This is a genomic window from Vibrio sp. 1751 (assembly GCF_033339895.1).
Classification (GTDB): domain Bacteria; phylum Pseudomonadota; class Gammaproteobacteria; order Enterobacterales; family Vibrionaceae; genus Vibrio; species Vibrio alginolyticus.
In genome coordinates, this window is record NZ_JAWOVM010000025.1 from 14,039 (window position 1) to 26,532 (window position 12,494).

The 12,494-nt window shown below is 50.5% G+C and carries 9 protein-coding genes; 6 read left to right on the plus strand and 3 right to left on the minus strand.

The genetic code is table 11. From position 1 onward, the window contains the following. The first annotated feature begins 17 nt into the window (after nucleotides 1-17). From R7041_RS10610 to R7041_RS10630, 5 genes are read left to right on the plus strand one after another with little or no spacing between them, the layout of a single operon-like run. Complete coding sequence (locus tag R7041_RS10610) at nucleotides 18-1,229, plus strand: ATP-grasp domain-containing protein (RefSeq protein ID WP_170889926.1); 1,212 nt, start codon at nucleotides 18-20, stop codon at nucleotides 1,227-1,229. Continuing rightward, nucleotides 1,226-3,058 carry an IucA/IucC family protein gene (locus R7041_RS10615; RefSeq protein WP_170889925.1) on the plus strand — a complete coding sequence of 611 codons (1,833 nt, stop codon included), beginning with the start codon at nucleotides 1,226-1,228 and terminating at the stop codon, nucleotides 3,056-3,058. Before R7041_RS10610 ends, R7041_RS10615 begins: the two co-directional genes overlap by 4 nt. A gap of 6 nt (nucleotides 3,059-3,064) precedes the next feature. After that, a complete protein-coding gene (locus R7041_RS10620; protein ID WP_005374702.1) occupies nucleotides 3,065-4,270 on the plus strand; it encodes an MFS transporter in 1,206 nt (401 codons plus the stop codon). Then, nucleotides 4,242-6,071, plus strand: a complete 1,830-nt coding sequence (locus R7041_RS10625; RefSeq protein ID WP_064369564.1) for an IucA/IucC family protein — start codon at nucleotides 4,242-4,244, stop codon at nucleotides 6,069-6,071. The genes R7041_RS10620 and R7041_RS10625 overlap by 29 nt, the downstream gene beginning before the upstream one ends. Then, complete coding sequence (locus tag R7041_RS10630) at nucleotides 6,064-7,266, plus strand: type III PLP-dependent enzyme (protein WP_064369563.1); 1,203 nt, start codon at nucleotides 6,064-6,066, stop codon at nucleotides 7,264-7,266. The genes R7041_RS10625 and R7041_RS10630 overlap by 8 nt, the downstream gene beginning before the upstream one ends. A 74-nt stretch (nucleotides 7,267-7,340) precedes the next feature. Here the strand turns inward: R7041_RS10630 and R7041_RS10635 are convergent, their stop codons facing one another. The 3 genes from R7041_RS10635 to R7041_RS10645 are packed head-to-tail and all read right to left on the minus strand — an operon-like array spanning nucleotide 7,341 to nucleotide 10,715. Continuing rightward, a complete protein-coding gene (locus R7041_RS10635; RefSeq protein WP_017634507.1) occupies nucleotides 7,341-8,585 on the minus strand; it encodes an ABC transporter substrate-binding protein in 1,245 nt (414 codons plus the stop codon). Between the two features lie 2 nt (nucleotides 8,586-8,587). Next, on the minus strand, nucleotides 8,588-10,018 hold the full coding sequence (locus tag R7041_RS10640) for an ATP-binding protein (protein ID WP_017634508.1): 1,431 nt from the start codon (nucleotides 10,016-10,018) through the stop codon (nucleotides 8,588-8,590). Then, nucleotides 10,008-10,715 (minus strand): response regulator, encoded by a 708-nt coding sequence (locus R7041_RS10645; protein WP_005383484.1) that lies wholly within the window; start codon nucleotides 10,713-10,715, stop codon nucleotides 10,008-10,010. The genes R7041_RS10640 and R7041_RS10645 overlap by 11 nt, the downstream gene beginning before the upstream one ends. A 247-nt stretch (nucleotides 10,716-10,962) precedes the next feature. Here R7041_RS10645 and ptsG point away from each other — a divergent pair, with 247 nt between their 5' ends. Then, nucleotides 10,963-12,405 (plus strand): glucose-specific PTS transporter subunit IIBC, encoded by a 1,443-nt coding sequence (ptsG, locus tag R7041_RS10650; RefSeq protein ID WP_081048937.1) that lies wholly within the window; start codon nucleotides 10,963-10,965, stop codon nucleotides 12,403-12,405. Nucleotides 12,406-12,494 lie beyond the last annotated feature (89 nt).

Genomic DNA, 12,494 nt, shown 5'->3' on the forward strand with positions numbered 1-12,494 from the left:
GAAAATTAGGAAAGCTCATGAAATCTACGATGATTATCGTAAGTCATGTCGTTAACGATGCAGTCACTCACGGCTTTGTGCCTGCAGCTAAAGCGATGGACCTTCACGTCGTTCTTATCACCGACCACAAGCTAAGCCATTTAGAGCTGGCGAGTCGTGATAGTCACTTTAATCCGGATACCATTCTAGAATGTGATGTCTTCAACCCATTAGAACTCATCGAAACCATCACGGAGCATGAATTAAAGCCAGACGCTATTTTCAGCAATAGTGATCACTTACAAACTTCCACCTCCATCTGCGCGCAATTTTTTGGCCTCCCATCCAAAGATTGGTCTGTCACGTTAAAGGCCAAAAACAAACACTTAACTCGACAGGTGTTAAATGAAAAATCCTTACCCAACACACAAAGCTGTTTGCTGCATCGCCATTCGAATGTGGCATTAGGCATGGCCTTCCCTGTCGTAGCAAAACCCAAAGAAGGCGTGGCAAGTTTAGATGTACAGCGCTGTGACTCCCAAAGCGAGCTCGATGCTTACTCCGAGGCGTTTTGGCAAAAGCACCCAAACGCCGCCATTCTGGTGGAGCAGTTTCTTCAAGGACCGTTGGTTACGCTCGAAACTTTAGGAGACGGTAACCAACTTATCGCCGTGGGCGGTTTTGATGTGTCGCTCTCTGAGCCGCCTTACTTCATCGAAACCGCCGCAGACTGGAACGGACCAAACGGCATTGCTCACCGAGAAGCTTGCTTGGCTCAACTGAAAGCGTTCGGCGTTGGTTTTGGAGTTTGCCACAGCGAATTTATCATTACGGAAAATGGCCCGGTTCTGGTGGAAATTAACTACCGCAGTATTGGAGATGGCCGCGAATTCTTGCTCAACAATCTCGCTCACTTCGGCTGGTTTAGCACGATTTTGGGTCTGCATCTGGGTCGAAGATTGGACGGCGATTACCAAATTCATGGGTCAGCGCACGTGCACTACGTAGTTGCGGGACACAGTGGTGTGATTGACGGAGGTTCGACGTCGTTCATCCAACACGATGACGATATCATCACCCAGCAACAGGTACTAAAAACCGCTGGAGAACACTTCCAACAGAGTTATTCCAATAAGGATTATCTCGCCCGAATTTCGATTGTCTCACCATCAGGGCGAAACCTCGACCAAGCGCTGCAGAACGCGCTTAGCAATTTCGATCTCGCTCCGACTCGTGAGGTGGCAGCATGAATGACAACGCTTTGTATCTAACGCAACGATTGATCGACACTTGCTTGCGCGAAGACATGTTTGGCATTTTGTCGAAGGCCAAGTTCAGTAGAGACGCGCCAAAAGGGGTAATTGTTCCTCAAGACGAGCAAGTCTGGCTGATATTTGCCAACTCTGATTTCACGTTGTATTTACCTGTTGCGCCAACGTATTACATGCAGCACTGGCGCTACGGTCACGCCAATGACGAAACACCACCAGGTTGGTGGGTGGAGAAAAATGGCCAAGTCGAGCATCAACAGCATTACAAAGAGTGGATTGCGCTACTAACGACACTGGCGCACGAGAGCTCTCACGAGTTGCTGGCGGGATACCTTCAAGAACTGGAATGTGCAGAGCAACACAAAGCGCTGTGTGACCAAGCGTTTCATCATCATGCAGACCACATTTCTCAACCAATATCCGAGCTTGGTTCTTGGCATCAAAAACTGCTGCTAGCCGATCAGATCGCTTCTTACCTTGACCACCCGTACTATCCAACTGCGCGGGCGAAGTTTGGCCTGAGCGATGAAGACCTTGCTAAGTACGCGCCCGAGTTCGCACAAAGCTTTGCTCTGCATTGGATTGCGATTGAAAAATCACTGGTGACATTAACCAGCGGACAACCTGATTGCTGGCCAACAATGGAGCAAGTGGGGCTTCCTGCTGATTTTGCACTGAGCCACGTTCTGTTCCCTGCACATCCGCTCACCCTGCGATCTTTAGAAGCCTTACCCGAAGGTGTGATAGAAGCGCCTTTAACGTATCTAGACGTGACGCCGACGCTTTCCGTTCGTACTGTGGTCGTCAACGAGGCACCGCACATTCACATCAAGGTTCCGCTGATCATGCGATCGCTAGGCACGAAAAATATTCGCTTAATCAAGCCTTCAACACTGTATGACGGCCACTGGTTTGAACGCCTACTCAGCCACCTTGAACAAACGGACGCCGATTTAAACAGTCGCTTGTTCCATTGCAACGAAAAACACGGTGGACACATCGGCGAGGATAAAACCTTCGCGTACATCGTACGTGAGTACCCACTTACTCATTGCGAAGACAAAGCGTTAGTTCCGGTTGCAGCACTAGCAAGCCCAATGCCTGACGACCGCTTGTTCTTAGAACATTTGGCAGAACATTACTATCAACAAGATACGCTGGCGTGGTTCCAAGATTACGTCGATCTATTATTCCAAGTGCACCTCACCTTGTGGCTTCGTTATGGCATCGCATTGGAGTCCAACCAGCAAAACGCCATCATTGCATTTGATCAACAGGGCAGAATGACGCTCGCGATGAAAGACAACGACGCGGCGCGAGTTTGGCCAGAGCGCTTCCGCTTTGCAACAGACCATGCTGCCGAAAAACACGGCGCAAAAACAATTCCAGTGGATTGCGATGAACTGCTCGACCAACGCATCAAAGTCGACAATGAATTGGCGCTCGGTCAGATGTTTACCACCATCACACTGCAACTGGATATCGCAGCGATTGTAGAATCTATGGCAGCGAAGGGCATTGCCTCTTCAGCATCGCTTTACGCCATCGTGGCCAAAAGCATTGCAGAGCAACTCAACCGATTGGAAGGCGAAGGGTTAGAGACAAAACTGGCACGCGAGTTACTGCAAGAGGCGCCTGATTTGTACGCCAAGTACTTGTTGAGCTCTGGCAGTTTGCTCTCGAAAGAAGCCTCCGGCGCGAGTGACATCAATAAGTTCTATGGTTTGTCGGCTCCGAACTTCTTGCTGCTTTCTAACGAAGAAGCGCAACGCGCCTACTTAGAAGCCATCAAAAAAAGCGTACGTTAAACGATTATGACCAAACTCATCTACAGTGTGTTGTTGTGCCACTTTATCGCTGCGTTTGCCGCGTTAGGTATGCCGCTATTTCTACCCGTCGTGTTGCCAACGTTAGGCGCAAGCATTGATGCGGACTGGGCAGGGGTATTGTTTATCCTACCTACGTTTTGTACTGCGTTGGCGGCGCGATTTTGGGGCAACTTTGCCGATCGCTACGGTCGCCGCCTCTCACTCTTGCGTGCGCAACTTGGCCTTGCAGCAGGGTTTGCGCTGTGCGGCTTGGCAGACAACCTCGCCATGTTTGTGTTTGGTCTTATTGTTCAAGGAACCTTTGGCGGCACCATGGCCGCCTCGAACAGCTACTTATCTAGTCAAATTAAAGAAGCCAAAACACTCGGCAAGTCACTCAATAAAACCCAACTATCTGCTCGCTTGGCGCTGATCGTTGCGCCCATTGGGCTCGGCTGGAGCTTGTCAGAGACCAACCCGCTCAACGCGTACCTGTGGTTATGCGTTTTGCCTTTAATTGCTATGGGCATCACGCTAACACTGCCAGCGGATAAACCCGCCGACCAAAACCTCGAAAAGCCAAACTCAGAACCTCAGCAAGAAAAACCGGTTGCACAGAAAAACGCAATGCATGCCATTCGTTGGATCTTCTTTGCTCAATTCGGGTTTGCGTTTTCTATGGTGGTGACCTTTCCTTACTTCTCGCCGTTTGTGCAGCAATATGGCATCACTAACCACGCATGGATCGGTTTTTTGTACGCACTGCCGCATGGCGTCTATCTGTTGCTGGCAGGAAAAATTCACGTGTTGTCAGATGGGTTGAATCGCCATCAACCGCTGCGCACGTTATGGCTTGGGTTTGCATTGCTTGCCGTGAGCTCTGCCTTGCATTTGATTGCGTCCGAAACCGCACTCATTGCTGCGAGAATTATCTTCGGCATCGCGATGGTGTGTTGTTATCACGGATTGCATCAGCATCTTGCGAGCAATCTGGATCGCAAACTCAGTGGCAAAGTATTTTCTCGCTTTGATGCCATGTCCAAATGGGGTGGCGTGGCAGCGGGATTTTGCGCTTCTTTCATTTCTAGCTTGGGGCTACTTGAGGTTCCTTTCCTACTTTCTGCGATAGTCAGCGTAATCACCTTGATCGCGCTGGTTCTCCACTCAAAATTTGGAAATCAACATGTTACAAACTCAATCCTCTCAGACTAGCGAGTTGCGCGCGCATGAGGTGCAGCTCAACCGTGAGAAAGCCCAACTCAACACGATAATGGGTGTTCTTAATTGTTACTTACGTGAATTTGCGCTACCGAATCAACAAGTGGAATGGCACTACCAATCGACATCGCTACCCCAAACGTTAAAACGCAACTATCCCGCTAAACAGCGGATAGCCGTTCATCTTTCTCAACAAAATGGCGTGCTGGTTTTGCCGATTCACTACGCGAGCAAACTGGGCAAAATCAAATTGGCAGAACTGCCTTGGGCGAAAATGCCGGGATCTGGTTGGGCGAAATTGGATGCCACGCAAACTCTTACGCTTTTGCTTAACTATCTCAAGCAGGTATTGGCGATCCCGTTTAACCATGAGCTGATCGAACAACTAGAAAATAGCGTGCTGGTTACCGAGCAGTTTCTCAACGTCGCGCCCAAATCGCATCACAACGAATTTATCGCTTCGGAACAATCTCTGATTTGGGGGCATACTTTCCATCCGACCCCGAAAAGTCGTTCGGGCGTCACCATGGATGATCTCTTGGCGTTTTCTCCAGAAGTCGGCGCGCAAGTCCCGTTGTACTGGTTTGAAGTGGATACGTCCTTACTTGATGTGCTGAGTTCCGACGGAGAAGCTAACCCTGCGCAGCGCATGCTACAACGGCTCGCGCCACAACACGCCACCAGCAATGGGAAGACCCTCTACCCTTGTCATCCTTGGGAAAGCTACACCATTTTGAGTAACCCAAGCGTGAAGCGCGCCATTGAACAAGGCAAGATCACGCCACTGGGTTTAGGTGGTGAAAAGATGCAGCCGACCTCTTCAGTTCGTACCCTCTACCACCCTGACATGGACTGGTTTGCGAAATTCTCCATCAACGTACGATTAACCAATTGCGTGCGCAAAAACGCGTGGTACGAACTCGACAGCGCCGTGCAACTCACGTCGATTCTCAAACCAATTAGAGAAAACGAACAGCTGCACAACCCCGTATTTAAAGTGATGACAGAGCCTTACGCCACCACGTTGAATCTAGAAAGTGTCGCTGAGCACAACTGGGACGACAACACCAAAGCACGCGAATCGTTTGGGATTTTGTATCGCGAAAATTTCTCGCTGAGCGAAGTCGACATCTTGAAACCAACCCTCGCTGGCGCTCTGTTTGCTTACGATAATAACGGCAACAGTCGCATTGCTCAACGCCTTAAAAACAAAGCGCGTACTACGCAAAGTCGCTATTCCGACATCGCGACACTTTGGTTTGAACGCTATTTGCATTGCCTGATCCCGGGCGTATTTAATTACTACTTCAAACACGGGGTGGCGTTTGAGCCGCATTTGCAAAACACCCTGATTGGCTTTGAGCAAGAGATGCCGTGTTGTGTTTGGATTCGTGATTTGGAAGGCACCAAGTTACTGCCGGAGTTCTGGCCAGCAGAAACTTTAACTGACTTGTCTGAACGCGCGCGACAATCGGTTTACTACAGTCGCGAACAAGGCTGGAATCGCATCGGATACTGCACCTTTATCAACAACATCAGCGAAGCGATTTTCTTCATCGCAGAAGGTGACGAGCCACTAGAGCAAACGCTATGGAATGCGGTGCAAAGTGCCATTGTGCGTTGGCAATCAGTGAATGGAAAACAGCCGGAACTAGAAGCGTTGCTGAATGGCGGTCACTTCCCGAGCAAAAATAATTTCACCACGCGTTTGATGCAAAAAGCCGATAAGGAGTCGGGCTATACCCAAGTCGCCACGCCTTGGCAGCAACACGAAAAAGGAGCGCAACATGTCTAATTCCCTCTCTCTACCGACACTCGTTTGCCAACAAGTTCACACACTCGCACAGCAGCAAAGTCAACCCTTGTGCGCATACGTGTATGACCTAAGCGCCTTAGAAGAACACATCAAACAACTGCGTCACGTTTTGCCGAGAAATGTCGAGCTATTTTACGCAGCCAAAGCCAATCCATCGGGCCCGATTCTTAAAACGCTCGCGCCGTATGTCGATGGTTTTGAAGCGGCATCTGGCGGGGAGTTGACACACCTCCACCAGCAACAACTCGATAAGCCATTGATCTTCGGTGGCCCCGGAAAAATGCTAAGTGAATTGCAACAAGCGATTGAGCTTGATGTTGATGCAATTCATGTCGAAAGCCTCACCGAGCTACAACGCATTGGAGCACTAACCGAGCGCCTCAACCGCCCTGCTTCGATCTTTTTGCGTATGAACATCGATATTGGCGACATCACGCTCAGCAAGTTGGCGATGGGTGGCAAGCCGACTCCATTTGGCTTGGACGAGTCCGAGCTGAGTAATGCTTTGATGTTGCTGCGCGATTTCCCGCAAGTGTCACTCAAAGGCTTCCATTTTCACTTGATGTCGCATCAGCTCGATGTTGAACGTCACTTAGCGTTAATGCAGCGCTATTTCCAAGTCGTGAAAACGTGGCAGCAGGAGTTCGAACTCAGTGAGCTGATGATCAACTTGGGCGGCGGTATGGGGATTAACTACCAAAACCCTGAGCAACACTTTCCGTGGATGGAGTTTTGCGACAAGTTGGAATTCCTCATCGCCAAAGAGCAAGTGCAAGACTGGACACTGCGTTTTGAATGCGGACGTTTCATCACGGCGGCATGCGGTTATTACGTGATGGAAGTACTGGATATTAAACAAAATCTTGGCGAAAACTTTGTCATCGCGCGCGGAGGAACTCACCACTTCCGCACGCCAGCGGCGCAGAGCCATGATCATCCATTCGTCATCCTGAAAAGCGAGCAACACCATGAGATTTCTCATCCAATTCAGCATGCACAAGCGACCTTTGTCGGCCAGCTTTGTACGCCCAAAGATGTGCTGGCACGCAACCAACACGTCGCCCACGTCGATATTGGTGATTACGTTGTGTTTACCTTAGCGGGCGCCTATGCGTGGAACATCTCCCATCAAAACTTCTTGATGCATGAACCGCCGATCTTCCACTATTTTTAAACGGCATACTTCGCTTTACTCAAGCCCCAATCATTGGGGCTTTTTTATTCCATCTCGGCACAAATTCATTGCCATTAACCGCTTTGCGAAATAGCAATAATGCGTTTTATCAGCTCGTCGGGTTCCATCTTGGGATTGCGGTAGAAACGGAATATTTCCGAGTTTATCGCTTGCTGAGCAACCGGATTGACCGCCATCGAATCAATCATACTCGGCACAGCGAGGTTGTGTTTAACGCCGTAGTGAAAGTCTTGATATGACTGGACCTGACACGGATTAAAATCGCTGATGTCGATATCGGTACGTACCGGAATCGAGCCTTTTACCTTATTGAACTTAGCTTGAAACTCGACGTCTGCCAGCGCGCTTGCGGTTTGCTGAGCCGCCTCGGCAGAAAACGACTTGCTCGACATAAACACCAAACTGTCCATGTTGTAGAGGAATACACCATCGCTGTCCGGCGTTGGGTAACAGCCGACCTCTTGCGGAACCGAGACTTGATTGGCGAGCAGCTCCCCCAAAATCCAATCTCCACCGATTTGAAACAGCGCTTGACCGTCGGCTAGCGCTTGGGTCGCCGTATCCCACTTACTGTCAGGTAATTGGTTGTCGATCAACAAACTCAGGCGGCGAAATTGCTTCAACGCTTGGCGCAGTGTATCGCTGTCGATGCTGTCGCGTTCTAGTTTAACCATCGCATTGGTGTAGAACTCAACGCCGCCAGTGGAGATCACTAAGTTCTCGAAAAGTTGGGCGACTTGCCACGGCTGCTCACCGACCGCGATCGGCACGATGCCATTTTGCTTAGCAAGCTCCATGGCGGCGAACATCTCTTGCCAGTTTTTCGGCGCGGACAGATTCAGTTGTTTAAGCAGCTTGTGGTTGACCCACAGCCAGTTTAAGCGGTGCAGTGTGAGTGGCAGGGCGATGTAGCCGTTTTGTGTTTTATTGATTTCGATAGACAGCGGGTAGAGCACCTCGTCCCAGCGCTGCTCATCCGCTACCGCGTTGACGTTGTGCAAAATACCGATGGCATCCCACGCCTTAATACTTGGCCCTTCGATTTGCGCGAAGCTCGGTGGGTTGCCCGCCAGCGCGCGTGCTTGCAGTACCGTCATCGCGCTGTCGCCACCACCGCCTAACACCGGACTTTGCAGCAGCTCTATATCGTGCCGTTTTAGCTGAGCTTTAAGTGTTTGCAGCGCTTGCTGCTCGCCGTCAGAAGTCCACCAATGTAAAAACTCTACCCCTTGTGGCGACTCAGCGCGAGCGACGCAAGGGGCGAGCAACAGTGGGAACAAGAATGCCAGTTTGTTCATAGTCAGTCTCTCGGGAAAGTCAGTGTGGCGCAGAGGCCGCCAAACTGAGAATGGCTCAGCAACAAGTTGCCACCATGAGCCTTTGCAATGCTCTGTGAAATGGTTAACCCCAGCCCACTGCCTTCTTTATCGTTGCTAGCGCGGAAGTATGGCTGGCAGAGCTTTTCAAGTAATAAGTCGTCAACACCATCACCGTGATCTTCAATTTCAATCTGGATCGACTCTGGGCTTTCACTCAGCGTAATGTCCGCTTGATGGCCGTATTTGAGCGCGTTATCGACCAGATTCTGAATGCAGCGCTTAATCGCTAACGGTTTACCAGCAAAGTGGGTGCGGATTTCACCGTGGATGCGAATTGTGTCCGGCGCATCGGCGATATTGGCGGAAATGTGCTGAATCAGTTGGGTGAAATTGATCGGCTCGATTTCCTCGTGGATATCGGTCTCTTTAATGCATTGCAATGCGCCTTTGACCATCAAATCTAGGTCGTTACTCAGGCGGATAAAGCGTTCTCGGTCGGCGTCGTCATCCAGCATTTCCGCCCGTAGTTTTAGGCAAGCAATAGGCGTTTTCAGATCGTGTGAAATGGCACTGAACAGCATCTCGCGGTCTTTAATGTGGCTGTCGATGCGTCGGTTCATTTTGTTAAACGCACGTACCGCCGCTTTCAGTTCGTTACTGCCGCGCTCAGAGACTTCGGGCACGTCTAATCGGCTCGACATCAGGGTTGCGGCTTTTGCCAGCTCTCGAATGGGTTGAATTTCTTTACGAACGATAAACCAGGTACACAGCAACAGCATTAGCGCGGACAGTAATAGCGTGAGCCATTGGCGCAGCTCAAAATAGTTAGTCTCTAGGTTGATGTAAGGCGCGGGTAGCACCGCCGCGAGATAAAACCATTCGTTCTGTGCGACTTCGACCTGCATCACCAGAATAGGCGGATTGAGGTCACCAAACGAAAGCGAATAATGCGCCCACAATAACGGCAGTTCGTCGATAGGTAGCTCGTTGTTGAACACTTTGAGTTTGTCGCGCTGGGTGAACTCCACCTCGATATTAGGAATGCCGCTCAGCTCGCTTTCTAATACCTCGCGAACTTGGTTGATGACCAACGTTTTGCGCTCGCTCTCTGGCAGTGGGTCGACGTCAATCTGGTGATTGTTGAGTGAGACGAAAAAGCGCGTACCACCCATATTGCGTAGTTGATTGAGCACCAAGTGGCGATATTCCGAAGGGAGGGTTTGAAAGAAGGCGATGGTAGAAGAAGCACTCAGTGCTAAGCTTTTGACCGTGGTGGTCAGGCCTTCTTTATCGCGTTCGCTGGCGTGTTGATACCAGATAATCCCGGATAATACCTGCGCCAGAATGATCACCAGCAACAAGAACACACTGGTACGAACGACCAGTGACCCCGTCCAGCGTTTAATTCTCATAGTGCACGTCCGTGGTCAGCATGTAGCCTTTATTACGCACCGTTAAGATCAGAGAGCGGTCTTTATCTTCAAGGTGATGACGCAAGCGGCTGATCTGCACGTCAATGCCGCGTTCAAACGGGTCGGCATCGCGTCCCCAGATCTCGCGCGCAATGTCATCGCGAGACAATATTGATTGCGCGTGGTTGACGAACAAACCGAGCAGCGACAAATCCGCGCCACTCAGTTGCTTAACCTCGCGGCTAGCAACGTGGGTCAGTTGCCGGGTTACGGTATCTAATAACCAATCGTCAAAACGCACTTTACGCGTCAGTTTGCTATTGGCGGTCGATTGGCTGCGTCTCAGAATGGTTTTGATGCGCGCGAGCAGTTCACGCGGACTGAATGATTTGGTGATGTAGTCGTCAGCGCCCATTTCTAGCCCCGCGACTCGGTCGGCTTCTTCAGTGACGGCGGTCAGCATGATGATCGGGATATCGGAGTTTTTGCGCAGTTTCTGGCACAGGGTAAAGCCGTCTTCACCGGGCATCATAATATCGAGGATGATCAAATCAGGATGGTGATCGTTGAGCAGTTGCCACATCACGCCGCCGTTTTCCGCGCAAAGCACTTCAAACCCTGCGCGGCCAAGGTAATCTGACAACGCTTCGCGAAGGTCGAGGTTGTCATCGACGACCAGTATCTGCTTGTTTTCCATCCTACTTTCCCTGTGCCTGTGCTTAGCGCTGGCCAATATGATGCATTCTTAAACGCCCATGCACAATCGAGCCGATTACAATTTTCACTTCTCAGTGTAAGAGATTTGTAAGCGGCCACTTACAAACTGATTGCCTTTTGTAACCTTAGGCGCCGCCTTGCTCGCTATGATCATCCTGACCTTACGTGAAACAACATGACCTGAAGGAATCAGGTCCTACAACACTGGCATTCGTCAGGAGGAAACCATGTTTGCAAGTATATTTGGACAACTACAAAAAATAGGGCGGTCGTTGATGCTGCCTGTGGCGGTGTTACCAGTGGCTGGCTTGATGCTGGGTATTGGTAACGCGGGTTTTGCGTTTATTCCAGACGCGGTCAACAAAGTGATGCTCGCCGCCGGTGAAGGCGTATTCGGCAACATGCAGTTGATGTTTGCAGTCGGTGTGGCGCTCGGGTTGTCAAAAGGCAATGACGGTGCCGCTGCGCTCGCAGGCTTAGTTGGCCTAATTATAATGAACGCATCGCTCGGTATCGTGACTGGCCTGCGCGGCCTAGAAACTGACGCCACCATCATGGGCGTTGAGACGCTGCAAACCGGGGTGTTTGGCGGCATCTTTATCGGTGCGGTCGCGGCAATCATGTACAACCGCTTCTACAACATCAAGCTGCCGGAATATTTGGGCTTTTTCGCGGGTAAGCGATTTGTGCCCATTGTCACCGGTTTATCGGCGATCGTCGTTGGTGCGATTCTCGCGTTTGCATGGCCACCTGTCGGACAACTTCTTGATGCATTTTCTCATTGGGCAGCGTACCAAAACCCTGTACTCGCGTGGGCGGTATACGGCGCTGGCGAACGTTCTTTACTCCCGGTTGGTTTGCACCACATCTGGAATGCGCCGTTCTTCTTTGAAGTCGGCAGCTATGTAGACCCAGAAACAGGCAAAGAGTTTACTGGTGAGCTCACTCGCTTCTTCGCAGGCGATAAAACCGCAGGTTATCTGTCTGGTGGCTTTATGTACTCCATGTGGGCGCTCCCAGCAGCGGCACTGGCGATTTACCACTGCGCGTCTCCTGAGCGTAAGAAAATCGTCGGCGGTTTGATGATGTCTGCGGCGTTGGCCTCTTGGTTAACTGGTATCACAGAGCCAATCGAATTTACCTTCCTATTCGTCGCGCCAGTGCTGTACGTGATCCATATTTTCCTCACCGGTATTGCGTTTGCGATCACCGCGTTTTTGGAAATCAAACACAGTACGGACTTTGCGCACGGCGCGATCCAGTTCTTCCTTTACTACCCAATGTCGACCAACGCGTGGATGTTCATCATCATCGGTCCAATCTGGGCGACGCTGTACTACGGTTTGTTCCGCTTCCTAATTGTGAAGTTGGATCTAAAAACGCCGGGTCGCGAAACCGACACTGCAGAAGTGAAGATTGCCGGACAGCCTGATGAAATCGCGGTGGATGTAGTAGCGGCATTGGGCGGCAAAGCCAATATCAAGTCAGTCGATGCGTGTATCACTCGTCTGCGCGTATCGGTGAAAGACATTGCTAACGTTGATGTTGCTAAGCTAAAAGCACTTGGCGCGCGAGATGTGTTAGTGATTGGCGACAGTTTACAAGCGATTTTCGGCACGCAGTCTGACTCAATTAAGTCAGAAGTGCACAGCGTACTCGCCACCTCCTGATCTTATTTACCCCCAGTTTAGGTAAGATTTGCCAACCTCCTTGTGAGGTTGGCTTTTTCGTTTTCGGAGTAAAAAAAGCGAAGCCAATA